This window comes from Streptomyces sp. NPDC091281 (assembly GCF_044757425.1).
In the GTDB taxonomy this organism is placed as follows: domain Bacteria; phylum Actinomycetota; class Actinomycetes; order Streptomycetales; family Streptomycetaceae; genus Streptomyces.
Window position 1 is genome coordinate 713,342 of record NZ_JBIVUY010000001.1, and the last position, 25,720, is coordinate 739,061.

Annotated in this window: 23 protein-coding genes and 1 riboswitch; of the genes, 7 read left to right on the forward strand and 16 right to left on the reverse strand. The window is 74.3% G+C overall.

Going from position 1 to position 25,720, the window contains the following annotated elements; genetic code table 11:
* Nucleotides 1-4: 4 nt before the first annotated feature.
* A complete protein-coding gene (locus ACIQPQ_RS03105; RefSeq protein WP_401298964.1) occupies nucleotides 5-730 on the reverse strand; it encodes a hypothetical protein in 726 nt (241 codons plus the stop codon).
* A 342-nt stretch (nucleotides 731-1,072) separates the two neighbouring features.
* On the opposite strand from ACIQPQ_RS03105, the gene ACIQPQ_RS03110 reads away from it, so the two are divergent.
* Nucleotides 1,073-2,542 (forward strand): endo alpha-1,4 polygalactosaminidase, encoded by a 1,470-nt coding sequence (locus ACIQPQ_RS03110; protein ID WP_401298967.1) that lies wholly within the window; start codon nucleotides 1,073-1,075, stop codon nucleotides 2,540-2,542.
* 72 nt (nucleotides 2,543-2,614) lie between these two features.
* Here the strand turns inward: ACIQPQ_RS03110 and ACIQPQ_RS03115 are convergent, their stop codons facing one another.
* The 9 genes from ACIQPQ_RS03115 to ACIQPQ_RS03155 all read right to left on the reverse strand — a co-directional run bounded on the left by ACIQPQ_RS03115 (nucleotide 2,615) and on the right by ACIQPQ_RS03155 (nucleotide 12,208).
* Nucleotides 2,615-3,325 (reverse strand): YoaK family protein, encoded by a 711-nt coding sequence (locus ACIQPQ_RS03115; RefSeq protein WP_401298969.1) that lies wholly within the window; start codon nucleotides 3,323-3,325, stop codon nucleotides 2,615-2,617.
* 106 nt (nucleotides 3,326-3,431) lie between these two features.
* Nucleotides 3,432-3,848, reverse strand: a complete 417-nt coding sequence (locus ACIQPQ_RS03120; RefSeq protein ID WP_401298972.1) for a transglycosylase SLT domain-containing protein — start codon at nucleotides 3,846-3,848, stop codon at nucleotides 3,432-3,434.
* A gap of 378 nt (nucleotides 3,849-4,226) precedes the next feature.
* Entirely contained in the window at nucleotides 4,227-5,075 is an 849-nt protein-coding gene (locus tag ACIQPQ_RS03125; RefSeq protein ID WP_401298975.1) for an ECF transporter S component, read from the reverse strand.
* Entirely contained in the window at nucleotides 5,072-6,784 is a 1,713-nt protein-coding gene (locus ACIQPQ_RS03130) for an ABC transporter ATP-binding protein (protein ID WP_401298978.1), read from the reverse strand. Before ACIQPQ_RS03130 ends, ACIQPQ_RS03125 begins: the two co-directional genes overlap by 4 nt.
* A 73-nt stretch (nucleotides 6,785-6,857) precedes the next feature.
* Nucleotides 6,858-7,880: a CbiQ family ECF transporter T component gene (locus ACIQPQ_RS03135; protein WP_401299614.1), complete on the reverse strand. Its 1,023-nt coding sequence runs from the start codon at nucleotides 7,878-7,880 to the stop codon at nucleotides 6,858-6,860.
* A 100-nt stretch (nucleotides 7,881-7,980) separates the two neighbouring features.
* Nucleotides 7,981-8,652: an SCO2322 family protein gene (locus ACIQPQ_RS03140; protein ID WP_401299617.1), complete on the reverse strand. Its 672-nt coding sequence runs from the start codon at nucleotides 8,650-8,652 to the stop codon at nucleotides 7,981-7,983.
* 143 nt (nucleotides 8,653-8,795) lie between these two features.
* Nucleotides 8,796-10,124 (reverse strand): prenyltransferase/squalene oxidase repeat-containing protein, encoded by a 1,329-nt coding sequence (locus ACIQPQ_RS03145; protein WP_401298980.1) that lies wholly within the window; start codon nucleotides 10,122-10,124, stop codon nucleotides 8,796-8,798.
* A 135-nt stretch (nucleotides 10,125-10,259) separates the two neighbouring features.
* Nucleotides 10,260-10,328, reverse strand: a riboswitch (cobalamin riboswitch).
* 107 nt (nucleotides 10,329-10,435) lie between these two features.
* Complete coding sequence (locus ACIQPQ_RS03150; protein ID WP_401298983.1) at nucleotides 10,436-11,017, reverse strand: nuclear transport factor 2 family protein; 582 nt, start codon at nucleotides 11,015-11,017, stop codon at nucleotides 10,436-10,438.
* Between the two features lie 111 nt (nucleotides 11,018-11,128).
* Nucleotides 11,129-12,208 (reverse strand): MBL fold metallo-hydrolase, encoded by a 1,080-nt coding sequence (locus ACIQPQ_RS03155; protein ID WP_401298986.1) that lies wholly within the window; start codon nucleotides 12,206-12,208, stop codon nucleotides 11,129-11,131.
* Between the two features lie 114 nt (nucleotides 12,209-12,322).
* Between ACIQPQ_RS03155 and ACIQPQ_RS03160 the strand changes: the two genes are divergently transcribed.
* Nucleotides 12,323-13,780 (forward strand): aldehyde dehydrogenase, encoded by a 1,458-nt coding sequence (locus ACIQPQ_RS03160; protein WP_401298989.1) that lies wholly within the window; start codon nucleotides 12,323-12,325, stop codon nucleotides 13,778-13,780.
* 111 nt (nucleotides 13,781-13,891) lie between these two features.
* Nucleotides 13,892-14,104 (forward strand): ferredoxin, encoded by a 213-nt coding sequence (locus ACIQPQ_RS03165; RefSeq protein ID WP_401299619.1) that lies wholly within the window; start codon nucleotides 13,892-13,894, stop codon nucleotides 14,102-14,104.
* Nucleotides 14,105-14,124: 20 nt separating this feature from the next.
* On the opposite strand, the gene ACIQPQ_RS03170 is transcribed toward ACIQPQ_RS03165, so the two are convergent.
* On the reverse strand, nucleotides 14,125-14,751 hold the full coding sequence (locus tag ACIQPQ_RS03170; protein ID WP_401298991.1) for a TetR family transcriptional regulator: 627 nt from the start codon (nucleotides 14,749-14,751) through the stop codon (nucleotides 14,125-14,127).
* 176 nt (nucleotides 14,752-14,927) lie between these two features.
* Between ACIQPQ_RS03170 and ACIQPQ_RS03175 the strand changes: the two genes are divergently transcribed.
* Genes ACIQPQ_RS03175 through ACIQPQ_RS03185 form a run of 3 tightly spaced genes read left to right on the forward strand, consistent with a single transcriptional unit; the run spans nucleotide 14,928 to nucleotide 18,153 of the window.
* The gene (locus ACIQPQ_RS03175; protein ID WP_401298994.1) at nucleotides 14,928-16,358 is read left to right on the forward strand and encodes a glycosyltransferase family 4 protein; all 1,431 of its coding nucleotides are present in this window, start codon (nucleotides 14,928-14,930) and stop codon (nucleotides 16,356-16,358) included.
* On the forward strand, nucleotides 16,352-17,086 hold the full coding sequence (locus ACIQPQ_RS03180; RefSeq protein ID WP_383771434.1) for a class I SAM-dependent methyltransferase: 735 nt from the start codon (nucleotides 16,352-16,354) through the stop codon (nucleotides 17,084-17,086). The genes ACIQPQ_RS03175 and ACIQPQ_RS03180 overlap by 7 nt, the downstream gene beginning before the upstream one ends.
* A complete protein-coding gene (locus ACIQPQ_RS03185; protein WP_401298997.1) occupies nucleotides 17,083-18,153 on the forward strand; it encodes a prenyltransferase in 1,071 nt (356 codons plus the stop codon). Before ACIQPQ_RS03180 ends, ACIQPQ_RS03185 begins: the two co-directional genes overlap by 4 nt.
* Nucleotides 18,154-18,361: 208 nt before the next feature.
* On the opposite strand, the gene ACIQPQ_RS03190 is transcribed toward ACIQPQ_RS03185, so the two are convergent.
* From ACIQPQ_RS03190 to ACIQPQ_RS03210, 5 genes are all read right to left on the reverse strand, one after another.
* Complete coding sequence (locus ACIQPQ_RS03190) at nucleotides 18,362-18,652, reverse strand: hypothetical protein (RefSeq protein WP_383771438.1); 291 nt, start codon at nucleotides 18,650-18,652, stop codon at nucleotides 18,362-18,364.
* A 55-nt stretch (nucleotides 18,653-18,707) separates the two neighbouring features.
* On the reverse strand, nucleotides 18,708-19,718 hold the full coding sequence (locus ACIQPQ_RS03195; protein ID WP_401299000.1) for an LLM class F420-dependent oxidoreductase: 1,011 nt from the start codon (nucleotides 19,716-19,718) through the stop codon (nucleotides 18,708-18,710).
* A gap of 127 nt (nucleotides 19,719-19,845) precedes the next feature.
* A complete protein-coding gene (locus ACIQPQ_RS03200; protein WP_401299002.1) occupies nucleotides 19,846-20,682 on the reverse strand; it encodes a hypothetical protein in 837 nt (278 codons plus the stop codon).
* Nucleotides 20,683-20,857: 175 nt separating this feature from the next.
* Nucleotides 20,858-21,790: an N-acetylmuramoyl-L-alanine amidase gene (locus ACIQPQ_RS03205; protein ID WP_401299005.1), complete on the reverse strand. Its 933-nt coding sequence runs from the start codon at nucleotides 21,788-21,790 to the stop codon at nucleotides 20,858-20,860.
* 222 nt (nucleotides 21,791-22,012) lie between these two features.
* Nucleotides 22,013-23,599 carry an MFS transporter gene (locus ACIQPQ_RS03210; protein WP_401299007.1) on the reverse strand — a complete coding sequence of 529 codons (1,587 nt, stop codon included), beginning with the start codon at nucleotides 23,597-23,599 and terminating at the stop codon, nucleotides 22,013-22,015.
* Nucleotides 23,600-23,833: 234 nt separating this feature from the next.
* On the opposite strand from ACIQPQ_RS03210, the gene ACIQPQ_RS03215 reads away from it, so the two are divergent.
* On the forward strand, nucleotides 23,834-25,642 hold the full coding sequence (locus ACIQPQ_RS03215) for an MFS transporter (RefSeq protein WP_401299009.1): 1,809 nt from the start codon (nucleotides 23,834-23,836) through the stop codon (nucleotides 25,640-25,642).
* The last annotated feature ends 78 nt before the right edge of the window (nucleotides 25,643-25,720 follow it).

Sequence of the window (25,720 nt, forward strand, 5' to 3'; positions counted from 1 at the left end):
CGGATCAGTCCTCCCGCTCCGGCCGCGTCGGCTGCTCCTGCCGTTCCCGCTGTTCCTGCCGTTCCTGCCGTTCCTGCCGTTCCTCAGAGGAACGCGCAAGGAGCGTGAGCGGTTGCAGCAGTTCCGCGAGGGCCGTCAGGCGGTCGGCCAGGTCGTCGCCGCGCGGCACGGGGTGGAAGAGGAAACACACCTCGCCGTCGGCGCCCTCCGCGCCGTCGCCGCCTCCGCCGTACACGGACACCGCCGGGGCGTCGAGCGCGGCCAGCCGCCCCGGCAGCGGGGTCCCCACCAGGCGCGCGCCCAGCGCCTCCGCGTCCGCGCCCATCGCCAGATAGCCCTGGCCGGGCGGCAGCCGCAGCCCCAGCCGCTCCGCCGACCACGGCCGTTCCAGCCGCAGCGAGGGCAGCGTGCCCGGCACCTCGAAGAACACGGCCAGCCAGTGCAGCCCCTTGCGGGTGCCGACCACCGACAGCTTCACCAGCGTGACCCGGTGCTCACCGACCCGGCCGCGCACCGCCGTGCCCCGGTCGGCCCCCAGCCACGGGAAGTGCAGCATCACCTCACCGCCTACCCGACGCTCCCGGTCCTCCCGCTCCCACCCCGGCCGTTCCGCGAGCGTCCGCAACGCCCGCTCCAGCCCGATCGCGGCCCGCGCCGAACGGACCTCCCGCCGCAGCACCCACACGAATCCGGCCACCGCCAACACGCCCAGCACCACGAACGCTTCCACGGTCTTCCCCCCCGCCTTCCCTCGTCTTCCCCCGCTGTCCGCGCGCCCGTGACGCGGACGCGCGCGGCGGAACATACCCCGTCGAAGTCCCGGAAACACCGCGTTCACCGGCACGCGACAGGTCGCCCGAGCCGGACTGACAGGAGTAACCGACGAGATTGACACGGCACAATCAAGCCGCTTCACTACAGCATCACGCCAGGGGGTGTCCTCCTCCCCCTGAGCGGAGAGGTGCGCCCAGCCGGTAGCGGACAGTCCCCGTCCAAGTCCGGCCCGAGTCGCCAGGACACCCCCTCGGGTGATCCAAGGCGGGGACGCACCCCCAGCTCGCGGAGTTCTCCTATGCGCCACCGTTCCACCAAGTTCCGCAACAGATGTATCGCCCTGGCCATGGTCGTGGCCGGCGCGGCGGCATCCCCGCTCCTCCTCCAGTCCGCCGACGCGGCGGCCTCCATCACCCTCCCGCCCACGGCAGCGGCCTGGGACTACCAGATCGGCGGTCCGTACACCCCGGCCTCCGACGTCAAGATCGTCAGCCGTGACTACACGGCGCAGCCCGCCGCGGGCCTCTACAACATCTGCTACATCAACGCCTTCCAGACCCAGCCCGAGGACCTGGCCGACTGGCCCGCCGAGCTGGTGCTCCGGGACTCGAACGGCAAGATCGTCGAGGACCCGAAGTGGAAGGACGAGTACATGCTCGACATCCGCACCCCGGAGAAGCGGACGGCGATCCTCAACAAGATCAAGCCGTGGATCGACCAGTGCGCGTCCAAGGGCTTCGACGCACTCGAGCCCGACAACTACGACCACTACCTGCGCTCGAAGGACATGATCGACACCGATCAGTCCAAGGCCTTCATGAAGCTGCTGGTCGACTACGCGCACTCCAAGAACCTGGCGATCGCGCAGAAGAACACCCTCGAACTCGCCGGTGACGCCGCGGGCCTCGGCATCGACTTCGCCGTCGTCGAGGAGTGCGGCCAGATCTGGGAGACGGGCGGTCAGCCCGAATGCCCCGACTACTACGCGGTGTTCGGCAGCCGCATCGTCAACGTCGAGTACACCAACGAGGGCATGAAGCGGGCCTGCGACGGCTTCGCGGGCAAGTTCAGCATCGTGCAGCGCGACGAGAACGTCACCGTGGGCGGCACCCGCAAGACCTGCCCCGGCGGCTCCACCCCGAACCCGAAGCCGTCGACGCCGACCTCGCCCCCGGCCGACACCAGCGCCCCGACCGCGCCGTCCGGGCTCTCCGCCACGGGCGCGACCAGCAACAGCGTCACCCTGTCCTGGACCCGCTCCACGGACAACGTCGCGGTCACCGGCTACGACGTGTTCCGCAACGGCGCCAAGGTCGGCTCGGCCACCGGCACGACGTACACCGACGCCGGGCTCACGGCCGGGACGACGTACCAGTACCAGGTGAAGGCGAAGGACGCGGCCGGGAACACCTCCGGCGCCTCCAACACCGTCAGCCAGGCCACCCAGAGCGGCGGCGGAGGCTCCAACGGGTGCACCGCGACGCTGGTCGTCACCGACTCCTGGAGCGGCGCGTTCGACGCCCAGGTCAGCGTGAAGAACACGGGCACCAGCGCCACCCGCGGCTGGAAGGTCTCCTGGACCTGGCCCGGCACCCAGAAGATCACCGGCTTCTGGGACGCCAAGGTCACCACCAGCGGCAAGGCCGTCACCGCGGCCAACGAGTCCTGGAACGCGGCGATCTCCGCCAACGCCACGAAGAAGTTCGACTTCACCGCCACGGGCTCCGTCCCGACCCCCCTGCCGACACTGACCTGCACGGTCAGCTGAGGCTCCGGCGGTAACCCCAAGGAGGCGCGTCCCCGGTTCGCGGGGGCGCGCCTCTGCCGTTGTCCGGTCCCGCTAATCCCGCCCCGACACCGTGCACGCCAGGGCCGCCGTCACCGTTGTGGCGAGGAGGAGGGGGATGGCCGGGCCGTGGGTGGTGGTGAGCCAGGCGCCCAGGGTGGCGCCGGTGAACATGGCGGCCACCGCGCCTCGGCGGCGTACCGCGCCCTTGCCCGTGCCTCCGGCGGCGGGGGAGTCGGAGGCCAGGCCGGTCAGGGTCATGGTCACGACGGTGGTCGTGGTGAAGGAGGGGACGTTCAGTCTGCGGACGGCCGCGTTGCGCAGGCCCATGGCGAGGGCGGTCAGGGTGATCACCGTGTAGACGGTTGCCGGGGCGTCCTCGGGGAGGGCGAACGCCAGCGCGCAGGCGGGGGCCAGGAGCGCGGCCTGTGCGGCCAGGGAGACGCGCGCCAGGCGTCGTCTTGAGCGGCTGCCCCAGTGGCGTACCACCCGGCCGCCCGCCACCGCGCCCGCGACGAAGCAGGCCAGGGAGGTCGCGGAGTGCGGTACGGAGAAGCCGGGGGCGCCGGCCGTCGCGAAGCCCAGGATCACGACGTTGCCCGTCATGTTCGCCGTGAAGACGTGCCCGGCGCCCAGGAAGCTGACCGCGTCGATCATGCCGCTGAGGACGGTGAGCAGGAGGAGGGCGGGGACGAGGCGCAGGCCCCGTTCCTCCGGGTCGGGGTCGGGGGCGGGGGCGGTGTCCGGGGGTGGTGGGGCGGTCACCGGGTCAGTGGATCACGGGGGGTGCGCGGACGCCGCGAAGGCGGCGGCCCAGGGGGGTGGGTCGCCGCCTTCGCGGGGTGGAGCGGGGGCTGGTCCCGGAGGGGGATCAGTACCAGCCGTTCGCCTGCCAGAAGGACCAGGCGGCGGTGGGGCTGCCGTAGCGCTCGTTCATGTACTTCAGGCCCCACTCGATCTGGGTGGCGGCGCTGGTCTTCCAGTCGGAGCCGGCCGAGGCCATCTTGTTGCCGGGCAGGGCCTGGACCAGGCCGTACGCGCCGGACGAGGAGTTCGTGGCGTTCACGTCCCAGCCGCTCTCGTGCTCGACGATCTTGCTGAACGCGTTGAACTGCGCGTCGTTCGGGATCATCTTGTGCGCGATCGCCTTGGCCTGCGAGGCCGAGGACACGGTCGCGGCCTGGGCGGGCGCGGCGGACAGCGCCATACCGGCGGTCGCGGCGGCCAGGGCGGCGGCGGTGAGGGCCTTCTTCGGGGAAGCGACACGGCGGAGGAGGGCGACGGACACGGAGAACCTTTTTCTTCGGGGACAGGTGCGTCGCGGCGCATGCGGCTGCACGCGGTGCGTGGCCGTACCGCGTGGTGAGCGGCGGGGGCCTCATGCGATCGGCGCCGGGCGTCCGGGGGCCTTTCGGCCGGGCCCGGAAGCGGGTCGGCGCCGTGCGACGTCGTCCAGAGAAACAGGCCCGAGGGGCGTCCGCAATGACCCCTTTTACTAGTTGTGGCCGCATGTGGGGGGCAGCGGGTGCGTGTGGCGTGGGTCTCAATGTGCAGGTCAAGGCATGTTTTGGCGTGGGCATGGCGTCCGTTATGTCGGACTAAGGCGGGTAGTAGGTGAGCTGCGTCATGTGGGGTGCTTCACCGGGAGACGGGGCCGCGAGGCCGGTCAGCCGTCCTCGAAGGTGACCGGCGTCTCGAACGCCGCCCGCCGCGTCGCCCTGCGCAGGGCGCGCAGCACGGCCGGGCCCAGCGTGAGCGTCAGGGCCACCGTGACCAGGGCCCGGCCCAGGTCCCAGCCCAGCGAGGTCGCCGCGCAGTACGCCACGAACCGCGCCAGGTTCTCCGGCACCGCCGCACCTGGATCGAACGCGATCCGCGACGCCAGCCGGCCCAGGAACGGCCAGCCCGCCATGTTCATCGCCGTCCCGTACGCGAACGCCGCCACGAACCCGTACGCCGCCAGCAACGCCGGCTCAGCCCGCCCCCGCAGCCGGTCCCCGCCCGGCAGCAGGCCCGCGCCCATCGTGAACCAGCCCATCGACAGCATCTGGAACGGCATCCACGGCCCCACCCCGCCCGTCAGCAGCGCCGACGCGAACATCGTCACCGCGCCCAGCACGAACCCGAACCCCGGCCCCAGCACCCGCCCGCTCAGCACCATCAGGAAGAACATCGGCTCGATGCCCGCCGTCCCCGCCCCCACCGGCCGCAGCGCCGCCCCGGTCGCCGCCAGCACACCCAGCATCGCCACCGCCTTCGCGCCGAGCCCCGACTCCGACACCGCCGCCGCGACCACCGCGACCAGCAGCACCAGCAGCCCCGCGAAGAGCCACGGCGCGTCCTGCGCGTGCGCGTTCACCGCCGACGCGGGCGGCGCCAGGAACGGCCACCCGAACGCCACCACCCCCACCGCGCTCACCAGGACGAGCGCGGCGACGGAACGCGGGCCCAGGCGGATCGCACGGGCCTGACGGTCGGGGACGCGGGCGCGCGTGGCCTCCGGGCGGCCGGTCACCGCAGGGCCTCCCGGACCTGCGGCACGGTCAGCCACTCCTGCGGCGCGAGGATCTTCGTGACCTGCGGCGCGAAGGACGGCGAGGACACCACCACCTCGGCCGTCGGGCCGTCCGCGATCACCTCGCCCTCCGCCAGCAGCACCACCCGGTGCGCCAGCTCCGCCGCCAGCTCCACATCGTGCGTGGCCAGCACGATCGCGTGCCCGGCCGCGGCCAGCCCGCGCAGCAGGGTCACCAGGCGGGCCTTCGCCGCGTAGTCCAGACCGCGCGTCGGCTCGTCGAGCAGCAGCAGCGGCGGCCGGGCCGCCAGCACCACCGCCAGCGCCAGGCTCAGCCGCTGCCCCTCCGACAGGTCCCGCGGATGCGTGCCGTCCGGGACGCCCGGCAGCAGCTCGGACACCAGCGCCCGGCAGGTGCCCGGCGCCGCGTGCGCGTCCCGGTCGGCGGCCACGCACTCGGCGGCCACCGTCTCCGCGTACAGCAGGTCCCGCGGCTCCTGCGGGACCAGGCCCACCCGGCGGACCAGGTCACGCGGCGCCGTACGGTGCGGGACCGCGCCGCCCGCCCGGACCGCCCCCGACGACGGCTCCACCAGCCCCACCAGCGTGCTCAGCAACGTCGACTTCCCCGCCCCGTTGCGGCCCATCAGGGCGACTGTCTCGCCGGGGGAGACGGTGAGGTCGACCCGGCGGAGCGCCTGGACGCCGTCCCGGCGGACGGAGAGGGCGCGGATCTCGGCGGGGAGTGCGGGGCCGGTGGGGGCGGGGGCGGCGGGCTGCTTCCGGCCCCAGCGGCGGGCGGCGGAGGCGGGTGCCGGGGTGGGTGCCGGGGTGGCGGTCGTCGGCGAGGGGGCCGCCGCCGGGCCCGGGCCCGGGTCGGGGGGCGGGGTGCGGTCGGCGAGACGGTCGCGGAGCGGCTGGGCACGGCGGCGGGCGTCACGGACCGTCAGCGGCAGCGGAGTCCAACCCGCGAGGCGGCCGAGGGCGACGACCGGCGGGAACACTGGGGAGACGGCCATCACCTCGGCGGGCGTGCCCAGGACCGGGGCCGCGCCCGGCGCGGGCAGCAGGGCGACCCGGTCGGCGTACTGGAGGACCCGTTCCAGCCGGTGCTCCGCGAGCAGCACCGTCGTACCCAGGTCGTGGACCAGCCGCAGCAGCACCGCGAGGACCTCCTCGGCGGCGGCCGGGTCCAGCGCCGAGGTCGGCTCGTCCAGGACCAGCACCCGCGGGTGCGGGGTGAGGACCGAGCCGATCGCCACCCGCTGCCGCTGGCCCCCGGAGAGCGTCGAGATCGGCCGGGCCCGCAGACCGGCGAGGCCCAGCAGGTCGAGGGTCTCCTCCACCCGCCGCCGCATCACCGCCGGGGCGAGCCCCAACGACTCCATGCCGTAGGCGAGTTCCTCCTCCACGGTGTCCGTCACGAAGTGCGCCAGCGGGTCCTGGCCCACCGTGCCCACCACGTCGGCGAGTTCACGCGGCTTGTGGGTACGGGTGTCACGGCCCGCGACCGTGACCCGGCCGCGCAGGGTGCCGCCCGTGAAGTGCGGGACCAGACCGCCGACCGTACCGAGCAGCGTCGACTTGCCGACCCCCGACGGCCCGGCGAGCAGCACCAGTTCGCCCTCCGGGATCTCGAAGTCGGCGTCCCGCAGGGCGGGTTCGGGGCAGCCGTCGTAGGTCACGGAGACGTTCTCGAAACGGATCACGACGACACGGCTCCTTCGAGGAAGGCCGGGGCGGCCAAGGCGGGGGCGGGGGCCGGTGAGGTGGGGGACACGGTCACCGCTCCCGGGGCAGGAACGCGGGGAGCAGGCCGAGGAGGACGGCCGCGGCGGGCCACAGCGGCAGGGTCGGGGCCACCAGCGGCACCACTCCGGGGTGCAGCGCCTCCGCCTCCGCCGACCCGGCCGCGATCATCAGCGCGGCGACCGCGACCCCGGACCCGGCGACCAGGCAGGCACGGGCCGTCCAGCGGTCGGGGCGGTACCGGGTGCGCGGCGAACGGCGGCCCCCGAGCCGCAGCCCGGCGAGCGCCGCGACCACCCCGGCGACCAGCACCGGCAGCCCGTACGTCCCGCCCGCCGCCGTCAGCAGCCCGTACGTCCCCGCGCACACCCCGAGCAGCCCGCCCAGCGTGAGCACGGCCGTCGTCCGGCGCACCGGGGCGGGCACGTCCGCGGTACGGCCGTACCCCCGCGCGTCCATCGCCGCCGCGAGCGCGACCGAGCGTTCGAGGGCGCCCTCCAGGACCGGCAGCGCCACCTGGAGCAGCCCGCGCAGGCCCCGGTCCGGTCGGCCCCGCAACCGGCGTGCGGCGCGCAGGCGTTGGACGTCCGCGATGAGACGCGGCGCGAACGTCAGCGCCACGACGACGGCGACCCCGGCCTCGTAGAGCGCGCCGGGCAGCGACTTGAGCAGCCGCGACGGGCTCGCCAGGGCGTTCGCCGCGCCGACACAGACCAGCAGGGTCGCCAGGCGCAGCCCGTCGTACAGCGCGAACAGCACCCCCTCCGCCGTGACCCGCCCGCCCAGCCGGATGCCCTGCGCCCAGTCCGGCAACGGCACTTCGGGCAGCGTGACGATCACGTGCGTGCCGGGGATCGGGGAGCCCAGGGCGACCACGAAGAACAGGCGGATCAGGAGGACGGCCAGGGCCAGCTTGAAGAACGCCGAATAGGAGCGCGACCAGGGCGTGTTGGGGCGGCAGGTCAGGACGACGTACGCGGACGTGGTGAGCAGCAGCGCCAGGAGGAGGGGGTTGGTGGTGCGGGTGGCGGCGGTGCCGAGACCGAGCGCCCACAGCCACCAGGCGCCGGGGTGGAGGGAGGGGGCGGCCGGTGCGGGGACGGTGGCGTCGCGGGGGGCCGGGTTCCGGGCGGGGCCGTCTCCGGCGGGGCGGCTCTCACCCACGGTCGCGCCGCCGCCGGGCCTGCCAGACGGCGGCTGCCGCGAGGGCGGCGATGAGGGCGCCCGCGGCGTAGAGGCCGAGGGCGGGGCCGGTGCCGTTCTCGGCGGTGCCGCTCTTGCCGCTCGCGTCGCCGGTCGGCCTGCCGGTCGCCGCCGGGGGTGCGGCCGTGTCCGTCGTACCGTCGCCGGTTCCGCCCGTGGTGCCTCCCGTGGTGGCGACCTGTTCGCCGCAGCCCGTCCTCGGGTAGCCCGCGATCGCGCAGAGGAGGGCGCTGCTGTCGTAGCGCAACGGCTTCGCGGTGGCGGCGAGGGCCTCCGCCGTCGTCGCGTCCTCGCCGACCCGCGCGCAGGCGGTCCGCGGGGCGGGCGGGGACTCGCCCGACGGCGCGTCGGCGGCCGTACCGAAGTCGATGACCAGCGCGATCCGCTTCGCGCCGTCGCGGGCCGGGGTCCGCGCGCAGATCGCCTCGAACGACGCAGCCCCGCGCGGCCGGGTCGCGTCCCGCGAGTCCTCGCTGACCGCGAACCGGAAGCCCTGCACGTCGCCGTCCGAGGGGCGCGCGGTCGACGGCCCCTCGGTCGCGTACACCCAGCGGTCGCCGTCCCGGTCCCAGAACGACCAGTAGCGGTAGCCGGTGGCCTGCGCGGGGACCGTCGCGGCCACCAGCGCGAGGAGGAGGGGGAGGAGGACGGCGAGGACGCGGGGGGCGAGGTGACGGTGGGCGAGGACTCGGGGGGTGGGCGGGGACGTGGCCGGACGGGAGGTCGCCGCTGCTCCGGTCTTTGCTCCTCCGGTCGCCGCTGCTCCGGTCACTGCTGCTTCCGGCGGCCGCTGATCAGGAAGCCGATGCCGATGCCCGCGACGAGGAAGACGCCGACGGTCCACCAGACGCCGAAGCCGCCGTCATCGCCGTCGTCCTTCTTCTCGTCCCCCTTCGTGTCGCCCTGCTCGCCCTTCGCGCTCCCGCTCCCGTCGGCCTGGTCCGTGCCGCCGGTGCTCCGCGGGGCCGGGCCGGTGGCGTTGAGGGACGTGACGAGGTCGAGGCCGCCGAAGGCGCGCGGGTCGGTGCCGGTGGCGTGGGCGGCGAACACGAGCTGCGCGTACGCGGCCGGGCCGCCCTGGTCCGCCCAGCCGCCCGCGTTCTTCTCCAGCCAGGCCAGCGGCTTCGCGGCCTGCTCGGGGCCGCCCTGTGCGGCGAGCGCGACGACGGCGTCGGCGGTGTTGCCGTAGTCCGGCTGGTTCTCGCTGCCCGGCAGGACCGACGTCAGGTGGCCGTCCTTCGCGACGGCCTTCGCGAGGTAGGCGGCGCCGTTGACGGCGGCCTGCTCGGGGGTGGCGGGGCCGGAGTCGGTGCAGACCGGCGCCGAGGCGTTCTCACCCGGCTTCGGGGCGAGGCCCGCGCCGAGCGCGCCGACCACACCCGCGGCGGTGGCGTCGGCGTTCGCGGTGAGCTTGCCCTTCTTGTCGGGCTGGTAGGCGAAGGCGCCGCCGTCGGCGCAGGGGGTGGCCAGGGTGAGGAGCGCGTCGTACGGAGACTTGCCGGGCTTGCCCGCCTCGGCGCTCCTGGTGACGTCGGCGGGCTTCTCGCCGGCCGCCGCCAGCGCGCCGATCACGAGGGCGGTGGAGTTGGTGTCGCTGGGGGTGCCGGGGGAGTAGCCCCAGCCGCCGTCGGCGTTCTGCACGGACTTCAGCCAGGTCACGGCCTTGTCGGCGACGGCGTCCTGCCCGCCGAGGGCGGCCAGGGCCTGGACGGCGGCGGCCGTGCTGTTGCTGTCGACCATCAGCTTCGGGTCGCAGGGCGCCGCCGGGTCGGCGCGGAACGCCCCGAAGGAGCCGTCGGCGCACTGCTGGCCGGTGAGCCAGTCGACGGCCTTCGCCGCCGGGACGACGCCCACGGTGTCCTGCGCGAGCAGCGCGAGCGACTGCCGCCAGACACCGTCGTAGGTCGGGTCGGCGGTGCCGTAGAGGCCGGAGGGCAGCGCGACCGACGGCGTGGGGGTGGGGGTGGGCGCGGCTGCGGCGGGGGAGGCGAGGCCGGTGAGGGCCGTGACGGCGGTGAGGGCCGTGACGGTGGTGAGGGCGACGGCACCGATCACTGCGGTGGCGGACGGGACCGCGGCGCTGCGGTGGACGTTCATGAGCGGTGGGGGCCTCTCCCTGAAAGGGAGCCGGGCAGCGCGGGGCGGCCCCGCGGCTCGGCTCCGTGTACCTCGACGGTGCCGTGCGGAGGCTTGCGCCGACGCACACGAGCCGGTCACGTACCCGACCGGGGCGGTCCGGCTCACCCCGCGCGGGCGGGGCTCACGGTTGCGGGTCAGCGCCGGATTCGCACCGGCTTTCCCCCGTACGGGCGTGATGACGACGCGGTCACTCTACTCGGCCGTAGCGCATCGGCCGGTGGGGGCCCGGAGGGAGGCGGGGCCGGAGGGGCGAGGTCAGAGGGGGGAGGTCAGAGCGGTGGAGGCGGGGCGTCCGGGGGGAGGAAGACGGTGCGGCGCTCCAGCAGCCAGGTGCCGCCGTGGGCGGGGGAGCGGTGGAAACGGTCCTCGTAGTGGCCTATGCGCACGGGGGCGGGGGCGGGGGCGGGTGCGTGCGGGGCACGCGAGGTGTACGGGGTGTACGGGGTGCGGGCGGCGGGTGCGGGTCCGGCGCCGCGGGCGTGGCTGTGGGCGGGGGCGTCGCGGTCGGCGCCGAGGACCCCGCCGAGGAGGAAGGCGGTGAAGTACGAGGTCGCGGAGGCGGTGTCCGGGGAGGTGACCTCGACCTGGACGCTGGACATGACCAGGCCGGTACCGGTACCGGTGCCGCCGCTGCCGGTGCCTCGGTGGGAGCGGGCGGGGTGGGCGCCGAAGTACGTCCGCAGGGCGGCGCGCCCCCGGACCAGGCGGTCCCCGGCGGGCCAGGCCCAGGTGCCGTCCTCGGTGAACAGCTCGGCCACGGAACCGGGTTCCCCGTGATCGAACCGCCTGACCAGGTCGAGGAGCAGCCGCTGGCAGGCGCGCTCGGCGAGAAGCTGCTCGATGGGGTCCATGCACTGTTGGTAGCGGACGGCCGGGGCGGCTGGGAGTGCGGGGTGTTGCCGGGGGGTGAACTGTGCGGGCACGGGGGCGTGGCGGGCGGCTCGGAGACAGGCGGGCCGCGGCTACACCGCCACGTACGTCACCGGGTCGCTTCCCGTGACGGTCTCCGCGCGGCCGAGTTTCACCAGGCGGCGGAGGTGGGCCTCGGCCTCGGAGACCGCGATGGTGCGCGAGCCGTGCGGGATCTCGGGCCAGGGGCGGTTCCACTCCATGCGTTCGGCGAGCTGCCAGGCGGTGAGCGGGGTGGAGAGGAGGGCGAGGAGGGAGGCGAGGCGGTCCTCGTGGTGGGCGAGGAGGGCGCGGACGCGGGCGGGGGCGTCGGTGAAGGCGTGCTGATGGGCGGGAAGCACCTCGGCGGGGGTGAGGGCGCCGATCCGTTCGAGGGAGGCGAGGTAGTCGCCGAGGGGGTCGGTGCCGTTGGCGCCCTCGGGGCCGTCGGGGTCCTCGTACAGGCCGATGTGCGGGGTGATGCCGGGCAGCAGGTGGTCCCCGGAGAACAGGCGGCCCCGGCCCGGCAGTCGCGCGGGGTGGTCCTCCTCCAGGTGCAGGCAGACATGGCCGGGGGTGTGGCCCGGCGTCCAGACCGCGCGCAGCCGTCGGCCCGGCAGGTCGAGCAGTTCGCCGGGGACGATCTCGCGGTCGGGCAGCGCGGGCGAGAGACCGGGCAGGTCGCGGGGGCGGGCGGCGCGCAGCGGAGCGACGTGCGCCGCCGGGGCCCCGGCGGCGGCGAGCTTGTCCGCCATGTACGCGTACCAGTGCGCGGGGCGGGTCGAGCGGGTCCGCCGGACGATCTCGGCGTCCGCCGCGTGCAGCGCGATCCACGCCCCGGACGCCTCCCGCACCCGGCCCGCGAGACCGTGGTGGTCGGGGTGGTGGTGGGTGACGACGACGCCGTACACCTCGCCCACGGACGTCCCGCAGGCGACCAGCCCGGCCGCGAGCGCGTCCCAGGACGCCGGGTCGTCCCACCCCGCGTCCACCAGCACCGGGCCCCGGTCGGTGTCGACGACGTACACGAGGGTGTGCCCGAGCGGGTTGTCGGGAATCGGCACCCGCAGCGAGCGGACTCCGCCCCCGTGGTCACGGGCGGCCGGAGGAGAGGGCGGCTGCCCCGCGCTGTCGCTGGACTGACGGATCGTCATACGTCCTCCGCTCGTCGGCCATTGCTCACTATAACTAGAACTGGTATCAGTTCTGGCGGTACTGATGCATCGTCAGAAAACCGGGGCCGGTGGGCCCCTGGGGAGGCGGTCGCCGTGGGCGGGGTCGTGGAGCACGGGCAGTTGTTCGTCGGCGGGGAGTTCGTCGATCCGCTCGGCACGGAGGTCATCGAGGTGGTGTCGCCGCACACCGAGGAGGTCATCGGGCGGGTGCCGCACGCCTCGCGGGCGGACGTCGACCGGGCGGTGGCGGTGGCGCGGCGGGCGTTCGACGAAGGGCCCTGGCCGCGCATGGAGCCGGCGGAGCGGATCGACGTCGTCGGGCGGATCAAGGACGGGATCGCCGCCCGGCACGACGAGATCGCCCGCCTGATCTCCGCCGAGAACGGCTCCCCGTACTCCTGGAGCGTCCTCGCGCAGGCGCTCGGCGCGATGATGGTGTGGGACGCGGCGATCACCGTGGCGCGGGACTTCCCGTACGAGGAGCGGCGCGACGGCGTGCTCGGGAAGATCCTCGTACGGCGCGAACCGGTGGGGGTGGTCGCGGCCGTCGTCCCCTGGAACGTGCCCCAGTTCGTCGCCGCCGCCAAGCTCGCGCCCGCCCTGCTCGCCGGGTGCGCGGTCGTGCTCAAGCCCTCGCCCGAATCCCCCCTGGACGCCTACCTGCTGGCGGAGATCGCGCGTGAGGCCGGACTGCCGGAGGGGGTGCTGTCGGTGCTGCCCGCCGACCGGGAGGTCAGCGAGTACCTCGTCGGGCATCCCGGCGTCGACAAGGTCTCCTTCACCGGGTCCGTCCCCGCGGGCAAGCGCGTCATGGAGGTCGCCGCCCGCCATCTCACCCGCGTCACCCTGGAGTTGGGCGGCAAGTCGGCCGCCGTCGTCCTCCCCGACGCCGACCTGGAGAGCGCCGTCGCCGGGATCGTCCCGGCCGCCTTCATGAACAACGGGCAGGCCTGCGTCGCCCAGACCCGCGTCCTCCTGCCGCGCTCCCGCTACGACGAGTTCGCCGACGCCCTCGTCGCCGCGGTGGACGCCCTCGTCGTCGGTGACCCCCTCGACCCCGCCACCCAGGTCGGCCCGCTCGTCGCCGAACGCCAGCGCCGCCGCAGCCTCGACTACATCCGCCTCGGTGAGGAGGCGGGCGCCGAAGTCCTCACCGGGGGCGGCCGTCCGCGCGGCCTCGACCGGGGCTGGTACGTCGAGCCCACCCTCCTCGGCGACGTCGACAACTCCTGGCGCGTCGCCCGCGAGGAGATCTTCGGGCCCGTGGTCTGCCTGCTGCCCTACGGCGACGAGGACGAGGCCGTGCGGATCGCCGACGACTCCGCGTACGGGCTGAGCGGCAGCGTCTGGACCGGTGACGTGGAGCGGGGCATCGACGTCGCCCGGCGGGTGCGGACGGGGACGTACTCCGTGAACACCTTCAGCCTGGACATGCTCGGCCCGTTCGGCGGCTACAAGGACAGCGGCCTGGGGCGGGAGTTCGGGCCCGAGGGGTACGGCGCCTACCTGGAGCACAAGATGATCCACCTGCCGCCGGGCGGGGAGGGCTGAGGCGTGGACGCGACACCCGTACGGGGCGAGCCGACGCCGGTACGGGCCGAGGCGACGCCGGTACGGTCCGAGGCGGGCGGGGCCGTCGGAGGGGACCGGTGGCATGTCGACGTGGACCGCTCGCTCTGCGTCGGCTCCGGCCAGTGTCTGCACCACGCCCCCGGCGGCTTCCGCCTCGACACCGCCCGCCGGTCCCGTGCGCTCACCCCCGACACCCGCGCCGACGAACGCCTCCTGGAGGCTGCCGAGAGCTGCCCGGTGGAGGCCATCGTCATCACCCTCGCGGAGAGCGGCGAGGCCGTGTTCCCGCCCGAGGAGGAGTAACGGGCCCGCGCGGCCGGGGTCTAGGGCCCCGGCGGGCGCGGGGCCGTCACCTCGATCAGACGGCACACCGTCTCGATGTCGATGCGGACCTGGGCGATCGAGGCGCGGCCCGACAGCCAGGTGATGAGAGCCGAGTGCCAGGTGTGCTCGATCACCCGGACCGCCGACAGCTGTTCGGCCGTGGGCTCCGCGGTCAGACCCATCGCGTCGAGGATGATCGCCGTCGTCTGCCGCGAGACCTGGTCCACCTCCGGGGAGACGCTGCGGTCGGCGAAGGTCAGGGCCCGGACCATCGCGTCCGCCAGATGCGGCTCCCGCTGGAGGGCGCGGAACGCCCGCATCAGCGTCACCGCGACCCGCTCCGCCGCCGTCTCACCCGTCGGCGGCTTCTTGCGCAGCGTGCCGTGCAGATGCTCCAACTGGTCCTGCATCGTCGCCACCAGCAGATGCACCTTGGACGGGAAGTAGCGGTACAGCGTGCCCAGGGCCACCTGGGAGGACTCCGCGACCTCCCGCATCTGCACCGCGTCGAACCCGCCCCGGCTCGCCAACTGCGCGCTCGCGTGCAGGATGCGCCGACGGCGGGCCTCCTGCCGCTCGGTGAGCGGAGGGGAGGCGGGGCGCTGGATACTCACTTCCGCGGGCATGGCTCCCGTTCCCTGGTTCTGCGTCCGGTCGTGGTGTGAATCACCTGATCCACTGGTCACAGCGTCCCTACCTGCCGGTAGATTCAGAGCCTCCCGAACGATCAAGTTTGAAACTTGTTCTAGATTAGCGTCCCGTCGTAATCTCGCGGGACCATGCAGGCAGAAGGGGGCCCGGAGTGACCGCTGAGGCCAGTCAGGCGGGGTCCCAGCACCCGGCCGCCGACGGCGGGCGACCGCTCGACATCGCGCTCCTCACCTATAAGGGGAACCCGTTCTGCGGCGGCCAGGGCGTCTACGTCCGGCACCTCTCCCGCGAACTGGCCCGCCTCGGCCACCGCGTCGAGGTCATCGGCTCCCAGCCGTACCCGGTGCTCGACGAGGTCGACGCCCCGCACGACGGCGGCCCCGGACGGCTCTCGCTCACCGAGCTGCCCAGCCTCGACCTCTACCGCCAGCCCGACCCCTTCCGCACCCCCGGCCGCGGCGAGTACCGGGACTGGGTCGACGCCCTCGAAGTGGCCACCATGTGGACCGGCGGCTTCCCCGAGCCGCTGACCTTCTCGCTGCGCGCCCGCCGCCATCTGCGCGCCCGGCGCGGCACGTTCGACGTCGTCCACGACAACCAGACCCTCGGTTACGGGCTGTTGGGCGACGTCGGCGCCCCGCTCGTCACCACGATCCACCACCCCATCACCGTGGACCGCCAGTTGGAGCTCGACGCCGCCGAGGGCCGGCGGCGCCGCTACTCCGTCCGCCGCTGGTACGCCTTCACCCGCATGCAGAAGCGCGTCGCGCGCCGCCTGCCGTCCGTGCTCACCGTCTCCGGCACCTCCCGCCAGGAGATCATCGACCACCTCGGCGTCCGCGACGACCGCATCCACGTCGTCCACATCGGCGCCGACACCGACCAGTTCGCGCCCGACCCGGCCGTCGCCGTCGTACCGGGCCGGATCGTCACCACCTCCAGCGCCGACGTCCCGCTCAAGGGCCTCGTCTTCCTCGTCGAGGCGCTGGCGAAGGTCCGCACCGAGCACCCCGGCGCCCACCTCGTCGTCGTCGGCAAGCGGCCCACCGAGGGACCCGTCGCCCAGGCCGTCGAACGCTACGGCCTCGAAGGCGCCGTCGAGTTCGTCAAGGGCATCACCGACGCCGCCCTCGTCGACCTGGTCCGCTCGGCGGAGGTCGCCTGCGTGCCCTCGCTGTACGAGGGGTTCTCGCTGCCCGCCGCCGAGGCCATGGCCACCGGCACCCCGCTGGTCGCCACCACCGGCGGCGCCATCCCCGAGGTCGCCGGACGCGACGGCGAGACCTGCCTCGCCGTACCGCCCGGCGACGCGGGCGCGCTGGCCGCCGCGCTCAGCAGACTGCTCGGCGACCCGGAGCTGCGCGCGCGGCTCGGCGCGGCCGGACGGGAACGCGTCCTCGCCCGGTTCACCTGGGCGCGGGCCGCCGAGGGCACCGTCGAGCGCTACCGCGCCGCCATCGAGCGGGCGGCGGGCCGCCCGGCCCTGGCGGGGGCGACGGCCCCGGCCGACCCGGACACCGCGCCCCGTACGCCTTCCGTTGTTGACGTTGAATCCGATCGCGAAAGCAGGGCCACGTGCTGACCGTCGACTTCTCCCGGTTCCCGCTCGCCCCGGGCGACCGGGTCCTGGACCTCGGCTGCGGAGCCGGACGGCACGCCTTCGAGTGCTACCGGCGCGGCGCGCGGGTCGTGGCGCTGGACCAGAACGGCGAGGAGATCCGCGAGGTCGCCAAGTGGTTCGCCGCGATGAAGGAGGCCGGGGAGGCACCCGAGGGCGCCACCGCCACCGCCATGGAGGGCGACGCGCTCCATCTGCCGTTCCCCGACGAGTCGTTCGACGTCGTCATCATCTCCGAGGTGATGGAACACATCCCCGACGACAAGGGCGTCCTCGCCGAGATGGTCCGCGTCCTCAAGCCCGGCGGACGCATCGCGATCACCGTCCCCCGCTACGGCCCCGAGAAAGTCTGCTGGACCCTCTCCGACGCCTACCACGAGGTCGAGGGCGGCCACATCCGCATCTACAAGGCCGACCAGCTCCTCGCCCGCATCCGCGAGGCCGGACTGCGCCCCTACGGCACCCACCACGCGCACGCGCTGCACTCGCCGTACTGGTGGCTCAAGTGCGCGTTCGGCGTCGACAACGACCGGGCGCTGCCCGTGCGGGCGTACCACAAGCTGCTCGTGTGGGACATCATGAAGAAGCCGCTCGCCACCCGCGTCGCCGAACAGGCCCTCAACCCGCTCATCGGCAAGAGCTTCGTGGCCTACGCGACCAAGCCGCACCTGCCCGCCGTGGACGCGCGGTGACCACTCCCCGCACCGAACACCTCGTCCTCTCCGGGGTGCTGACCGCCGAGGACGCCGCCGCCACCGTCCGCGGCATCCTCGCCGGACAGCGCGCCGACGGCGCGATCCCCTGGTTCAGGGGGCACCACCTCGACCCGTGGGACCACACCGAGGCCGCCATGGCGCTCGACGCGGCCGGGGAGCACGAGGCCGCCGCACGCGCCTACGCGTGGCTCGCCCGGCACCAGAACACCGACGGCTCCTGGTACGCCGCCTACGCCGACGGCGACTTCGCCGAGGTCACCGACCGCAGCCGCGAGTCCAACTTCGTCGCCTACGTCGCCGTCGGCGTCTGGCACCACTACCTCTCCACCGGCGACGACACCTTCCTCGACCGCATGTGGCCCGTCGTGTACGCCGCGATCGAGCACGTGCTGACGCTCCAGCAGCCCGGCGGCGAGATCGGCTGGCGCCGTGACGCCGACGGGACGCCCACGCGGGACGCGCTGCTCACCGGGTCGTCGTCCGTCCACCACGCGCTGCGGTGCGCGCTCGCCATCGCCGAACAGCGCGAAGAGCCCCAACCCGACTGGGAGTTGGCGGCGGGGGCGCTGCGGCACGCCATCCGGCGGCATCCCGAGCGGTTCCTCGACAAGTCGCGGTACTCCATGGACTGGTACTACCCCGTGCTCGGAGGGGCGTTGAGCGGGGCGGAGGCCAAGGCGCGCATCGAGGAAGGGTGGGAGCGGTTCGTCGTGCCCGGACTGGGGGTGCGGTGTGTCGTGCCCAACCCGTGGGTGACGGGCGGCGAGTCGGCCGAACTCGCGCTCGCGCTGTGGGTGGTGGGGGAGTCGGACCGGGCGCTGGAGATCCTCCAGTCGATCCGGCATCTGCGGGACGCGGAGTCCGGGTTGTACTGGACGGGGTACGTGTTCGAGGACCGGGCCGTGTGGCCGCGGGAGTTGACGGCGTGGACGGCGGGGTCGGTGGTGTTGGCCGTCGCCGCGCTGGGGGGTCATGAGGCGACGTGTGCGGTGTTCGGGGGCGGGTTGTTGCCCTCCGGGCTGGAGCCGGACTGCTGTGAGTGAGGGTGGGTGGGGTGTGCCGGTGGGGTGTCGGGTGCACGGTGTGGGGGCTGGTCGCGCAGTTCCCCGCGCCCCTGAGGGGGTTGTCGTCCGGGGGAGTTGAGGGGTTCGGGGGGTTCAGGGGGAGTGCGCGGTTCCCCGCGCCCCTGAGGGGGGTGTCCGACGGGTGTTTTCAGGGGGGGCGCGGTTCCCCGCGCCCCTGGGGGCGGCGTCAGCCCCTGACCCTGTTGGCTATGGCGTGGCCCACGAAGAGGTAGACGACCGCGGCGAGGCCGTAGCCTGCGACGACGCGGGCCCAGGCCTCGTCGAAGGTGAAGAGGTCGTGGGACCAGCCGGCCAGCCAGCGGGCCACCTCGTGCACGAACTGCACGAAGTCGTTGCCCCGGTTGGCGTCCAGGAGGTACATCACGATCCAGAGGCCCAGGATGAAGGCCATCACGTCGGCGATCACGGCGATGACTCTGCCGGCCGAATGCGAACCGTTCCGATATCGAGGGGACATGACGTTCGGATTGCCGTTCGATCCGGGATGAAACCAGGGCCCTCGGTTGCGTCGTTCAGGTGTTCAGTTCGGCCAGGACACGGAGGGTGCGCGGGTCCGACGCGAGCACCAGGAGGTCGGTCACCGGGCCCGAGCGCCAGCGCTCCAGCCGCTCGGCGATCCGCTCGCGCGGGCCGGTCAGGGAGATCTCGTCGGCGAAGGCGTCGGGGACGGCCAGCACCGCCTCCTCGCGGCGCCCGGCGAGGAACAGCTCCTGGACCCGGCGGGCCTGCGCCTCGTAGCCCATGCGGGCCATGAGGTCGGCGTGGAAGTTGCGGCGGGCGTGGCCCATCCCGCCGATGTAGAAGCCGAGCATCGCCTTCACCGGCAGCAGCCCGGCCGCCACGTCGTCGCAGACCGTCATTCGCGCCATCGGCGCCACCCGGAACCCCTCCGGCAAATCCGCCACGGCCGGTCCGTACGCGTCGGGCCGGGACGGCGACCAGTACAGCGGCAGCCAGCCGTCCGCGATCCGGACCGTCTGCGCCACGTTCTTCGGCCCCTCCGCGCCCAGCAGCACCGGCAGTCCGGCGCGCAGGGGGTGGGTGATCGGCTTGAGGGGCTTGCCCAGGCCGGTCGCGTCCGGGCCCCGGTAGGGCAACGGGTGGTACGTGCCGTCCAGTGCGACGGGCCCCTCCCGGCGCAGCACCTGCCGTACGACGTCGACGTACTCGCGGGTCGCCGTCAGCGGCGAGCGCGGGAACGGGCGGCCGTACCAGCCCTCCACCACCTGCGGGCCGGACAGCCCGAGGCCCAACGACAGCCGCCCGCCCGAGAGATGGTCCAGGGTGAGCGCGTGCATCGCCGTCGCCGCCGGGGACCGCGCCGCCATCTGCGCGACGGCCGTACCGAGCCCGATCCGGCGGGTGCGGGCCGCGATCCAGGTCAGCGGCGTGAACGCGTCCGAACCCCAGGACTCCGCCGTCCACACCGAGGCGTAGCCGAGCCGCTCCGCCTCCCGCGCCAGGTCCAGATGGTCCGGGGAGGGGCCCCGGCCCCAGTAGCCGAGCGCCAGTCCGAGCCGCATGACCATCACCACCCGGAGGGAGGGAGAAGGAGTCTGACGGTGTGTCAGGCAAGAGGGTGACTGTACGGCAACGGCCCCCCGCCCGGAAGGGCGAGGGGCCGTGCGCGCGATGCGGGCGGCGGGCTGGTCAGCCGCGCTGGATGCCGGACGTGTCCCGCAGGACGCCCCGGCGGCCGTCCTGGGTCTGCGCGACCAGACCCTGCGCGCCCTGCTCGACGGCCAGGTACCAGGTGCCCGGCGCCAGTTCGGCGATCGGCATGGGCGCGCCGTCCTCCGGGTACAGCGGACGCGGCACCGGCACGGCGAACCAGAACGGCGAGAAGTCCGACGCCGGCGGCTGCGGCGCGGCGGGCTGACCGCCGCCGAACGGCGACGGGCCACCGGCCGGAGCGGGCTGACCCGGCTGACCCGGCTGGCCCTGGCCCGGCTGCCCGCCGAACGGCGAGGGCTGACCGGCGCCCGGGTAGCCGTACCCGCCGGGCGGCTGCGCGCCGTACGGCTGCGGCGTCGGCGGCTTCGGGGCCGGGATCAGGGCGGCCTGCAGGGCCGGGACGAGCGGGGTGGCGACCGCGCCGCCCGCGAGCACCACGGCGGCGATGAAGCCGAGGATCAGACCGGCACCCCGGTCGATCTGCGCGCTGCCGAAGGTGTCGCTGAACGCGCCGAGCGGGTCGATGATCGTCCACAGCGCGGTCCACGCGGTGAAGACCGTCAGCGCGACCCCGAGCGGGCCCAGGTCCAGGCCGGCCACCTTGCGCGGCTGCGGCAGCGCACGGGCCACCACGACCAGGGCCGCACCGATGATTCCGGCGATGTACGTGCTCATCAGCAGACCGAGGTTGTCCCACGCGTTGGGGAAGTCGTCGCCCGAGCCGTCGAACGTGTCCAGGAACGACGCGATGAACAGCAATACCGCTGCCCCGATCACCACGCCGTCGCCTCTAGTGAGGGAGCGGATATTCACTTCAGGTCCTTCGTCAGTCGTCTCGTCTTCGGTACACGCGTCGTCATCGTCCGAGGCGTCGCCGACACCATGTCGCCCTGGGGCCCGGTGTGAAGCGCGGGGGTGGCACCTCTTAGCAGGGACGACACTATCGTCCGTACGATCGCGCTGTCCGCCGGGACCGGCGAGCTCTCTCCTACCCGCGCAGAAACTCCACGATGCCGTCGGAGAGGCCCTGGGCCGCCCTCTGCCGCCACGCGCCGCTGGTCAGCAGCGCCGCGTCCTTGGCGTCGCGCATGTTGCCGCACTCGACGAACACCTTGGGAACCGTTGACAGATTGAGACCGCCGAGGTCGGTCCGGGTGACGATCCCGTCGCCGTCCCCGACGTAGTTCGACGGCTCCGTGCCCGTCGCGGCGGCGAAGGCGCGGGCGATGTCCGTGCCGAGGGCGCGCGAGGGGCCCACGATCGGGCCGGTGTCGGCGCCGCCCGCGTCGACCGCGCCCGGCAGGATCACGTGGAAACCGCGCTGTCCGGCGCCCGCGCCGTCGGCGTGCACCGACACGACGGCGTCGGCCTTCGCCGCGTTCCCGATCCGGGCGCGCTCGTCCACGCACGGGCCCCAGGGCCGGTCGGCGTCCTGCGTCAGCTTCACCGTCGCGCCCCGCGCCTCCAGCAGGTCCCGCAGCCGGTGCGCCACGTCCAGGGTGAACGCGGCCTCCGCGTACCCGTCGTTCGTCGCGGTCCCGGTGGTGTCGCACTCCTTGCGGCCGGTGCCGATGTCCACCTTGCGGTTGATCTCCGCGGTGTGCCGGGCGTTGGAGGGGTTGTGCCCCGGGTCCACCACGACGACCCGCCCCGCGAGGGGACGCCCGGCGGTGGTCCCGGTGGGTGAGGGCGTGGTGCCCGGCTCCCCGTCCCGCCCGTCGTCCGTACCGGAAGCCGAGCGGGAGTCCGCCGGACCCGGTCCGGCCGCCGCCCCGCCGTCGTCCGACCCGCCCAGCGCCTCGAACACCAGCCAGCCGAGCAGCGCGCCCGGCACCAGCGCGGCGAGCGCCACGGTCACGGGGCGCCGCAGGGGGGAGCGGCGCGGACGGTCGGGATCGAATTCAGGGCCTGCGTACGACACGCCGCCCACCCTAGGGCCTGTCTGCCCCTTCCCGTCTGCCGCGCGACGCCATGCACGCACTCTCGCCGCACCGGGCGCGGACCCGAGTACGCCCAGTACGAGGGTCCACGCCCGGCACGCCGAGAGCACGCACCTGACGCCGCGCGGCCGCCCTCCGGGCGACGACGGGAAAGGGCAGACACCCCCTAGAGCCTGTGGCCGCCGAGGCGCGGCGCGCCCGCCTCAGCGCTCCGGCGCGCCGGGCTCCGCCACCCTGGCCGTCGTAGCCGTCGTAGCCGCTGTGGCCGTCGCGGCGGTCGTGGCCGTGTCCGGGGGGAGCGGTGCGGCGGGCTGGTCCGCGCGTGGTTCCGGCGGGGTGGCCCGGCGGGGCAGCCACAGGAGCATCAGGGCGACGCCCGCCAGGAGGACGCCCGCGCCGGTGCGGAATGCCAGGGCGTAGCCCTCGGTGAGGGCCTCGGGGGTGGTGGACCCGGACGTGCGGCTCGCGGCCAGGGTCGACAGGACCGCCAGGCCGAGGGAGCCGCCCATCGTGCGGGAGGTGTTGACCAGGCCGGAGACCAGGCCCGCCTCGCCCGGCGCCGCGTCCGACATGGCCAGGGAGGCCAGCGGCGTCGAGGACAGGCCCGCGCCCAGCATCATCAGCACACCCGGCAGCATGATCGCGGTGACATAGGCGCCGTGCGCGCTCATCGTCGACTGCCACACGAACCCGGACGCCGCGATCAGCGCGCCGAGCGCGGCCACCGTACGGGCCCCGAACGACCGCATCAGCCGGGGCGCCGCCTTGGAGCCGACCACGATCGCCAGCGAGCTGGGCATCAGCGCGAGCCCGGCCTCCAGCGGGGTGTAGCCGAGGACGTTCTGCGCGTACAGCGTCATGAAGTACCAGGTGGAGAAGAGCGCCGACCCGCACAGCAGCATCCCCACGTTGGCCGCCGCCACCGACCTGCGGCGCAGCAGCCCCAGCGGCATCAGCGGGGCCGCCGTACGGGACTCCACCAGCAGGAACAGGCCGAGGACGGCGAGCCCCGCCGCCAGCGGGACCAGCGCCGAGGCCGACGTCCAGCCGTCCGCCTCGGTGCGCGAGATGCCGTACGCCAGCGTCGCCAGGCCCGCCGTGACCAGCAGCGCGCCCGGCAGGTCCAGGCGCCGCCGGTCCCCGGCGCGGCTCTCCGGGAGCCGCAGCAGCGCGCCGACGAGGACGACCGCGCCGACGGGCACGTTGATGAGCAGGGTCCAGCGCCAGGACAGCAGGTCGACCAGGACCCCGCCGACCAGGCCGCCCGCCGCGCCGCCGCCCGCGCCGACCGCCGTCCAGGTGGCGATGGCCCGCGCCCGCGCCGCGCCCTCGGGGACGGCCGACGTCACCAGGGTCAGCGTCGACGGCGCCAGCACCGCCGCGCCGAGGCCCTGCACGGCCCGCGCGAGGAGGAGCTGCCAGCCCTCCTGGGCGAGGCCGCCCGCCAGCGAGGCCAGCGTGAACAGCCCGAGGCCGACGAGGAACATCCGCTTCCGGCCGTAGAGGTCACCGGCCCGGCCGCCCAGCAGCATGAACCCGGCGAAGGCGATGGCGTAGGCGTTCACCACCCACTGGAGTCCGGCGGCGCTCATGTCCAGCTCGGCCCGCATCGACGGCAGCGCCACGTTGACGACGGAGACGTCGAGGACGACGAGGAACTGCCCCGCGCAGGCGAGCGCGACGACCAGCCAGCCGGGGGAGGGGCGCGACTTCGGGCGCGAGGCGCGCGCTATCGGGGAGGGCGGGGACGGCGGGCGCGGGGTGGGGGAGGCGTCGGGCATGGACGTCATGGTCTCAAGCCGCCCACGCCCCTTGCACCGGGATATGCGACGGGGGGTCCCAGGAGGGCTCTGGGGGACCTGCGGGTCCTGCGGGTTCCGGTCCCGGACCAAGAGATGGTCAAGATTTCATTAGTATGCCGAAGCATCGGAATAGTTGCTCATGCATACGTGGTTCAGGATGCACGTATCCCCGGACCGGCCACGGTCCACCGCACCACCCCCCAGGCCTGGAGGCCCCGCACCATGACGCAGACACCCACCGACCGGATCGCCCGGTCCGACCGGCCCGACCGGCCCGCACGGACCGCGGGCGGTGCCGTCGTCCCGGTGCTCGCCTTCGCGGGCATCGTGGTCGCGGTGATGCAGACGCTGCTGGTCCCGGTCATCAAGGACCTCCCGCAACTGCTGGACACCACCCCCAGCAACGCCACCTGGGTCCTCACCTCCACCCTCCTCTCCGGCGCCGTCGCCACCCCGATCATGGGCCGCCTCGGCGACCTGTACGGCAAGCGGCGGCTGCTGATCCTCAGCCTCGCCGTGATGGTCGTCGGCGCCCTCGTCAGCGCCCTGACCAGCGACCTCCTCACGATGATCGTCGGCCGCACCCTCCAGGGCTTCGCGATGGGCGCGATACCCCTCGGCATCGGCCTGATGCGCGACATGCTGCCCCGCGAGAAGCTCGGCTCGGCCATGGCCCTGATGAGCTCCTCCATCGGCGTCGGCGGCGGCCTCGCCCTGCCCGCCGCGGCCCTGGTCGCCCAGCACGCCGACTGGCACGCCCTCTTCTACGGCGCCGCCGGCCTCGGCGTCCTCGCCATCGGCCTCACCCTGCTCGTCGTCCCCGAGTCCCCGGCCCGCGCCGACGGCACCTTCGACCTGCCCGGCGCGCTCGGCCTCTCCGCCGGACTCGTCCTCTTCCTGCTGCCCATCACCAAGGGCAGCGACTGGGGCTGGACCTCCGGCCTCACCCTCGGCCTCTTCGCCGCCTCCGCCGTCACCCTGCTCCTCTGGGGCGCCATGGAACTGCGCGTGAAGGCCCCGCTGGTCGACCTGCGCACCACCGCCCGCCCGGCCGTCCTCTTCACCAACCTCGCCTCGATCATGGTCGGCGTCAGCTTCTACGTCGTCTCCCTCGTCCTGCCCCAGCTCCTCCAGCTCCCGAAGAGCACCGGCTACGGCCTCGGCCAGTCGATGGTCACCGCGGGCCTCCTGGTCGCCCCACTCGGCCTGACGATGATGGTCACCGCCCCCGTCTACGCCCGCCTCTCCGCCAAGTACGGCCCCAAGGTCACCCTGATCCTGGGCCTGATGGTCATCGGCATCGGCTACGGCGCCGGACTCGGCCTGATGAGCGCCGCCTGGCAGAGCCTCGTCATCGCCGTCGTCCTCGGCGCGGGCATCGGCCTCGCCTACTCCTCCCTGCCCGCCCTGATCGTCGGCGCCGTCCCCGCCTCCGAGACCGGCGCCGCCAACGGCCTCAACACCCTGATGCGGTCCATCGGCACGTCCGTCTCCAGCGCCGTCATCGGCATGGTGCTCGCCAACACCTCCACCTCGGCCGGCGGTGTGCAGATCCCCACCATGCACGGCTTCCGGGTCTCCTTCCTCATCGCCACCGGCGCCGTCGCCGTCGGTCTGCTGCTCGCCCTGTTCCTCCCCGGCCGCGCCCCGGCCACCCTGCAACTGCGCGCCAGCAGCGAGGAGGAAGCCAACCTGGAGCGCGCCGAGGCCGCCCTGCGCGGCTTCCGCGGGCGGGTCGTCGACGCCCAGGGCACCCCGGTGGCCCGCGCCAAGGTCACCCTCATCGACCGGCGCGGACAGCAGGCGGGCGCCACCCTGTCCGACGCCGACGGCGGCTACGCCCTCGCCGTCCCCGCCGAGGGCCCCTACGTCCTCGCCGCCCGCGCCCACGGCCACGGCCCGCACGCCTCCGCCGCCACCCACGCGGGCCAGGACCGCCCGGTGGAGCTGGACCTCGCGCTGCCGGGCGCGGACGCCGGGAGCGGCCTGGGCTCCGGCCCGGCCGGAGGCACGGGCGCCGTCACCGCGTAACCGCCCCGCCGTACCCGCCGTACCCGCCCGCACCCCCTGTCGCCCCGGCGGCGGGGGGTGCGGCAGCATGGGCGGCCG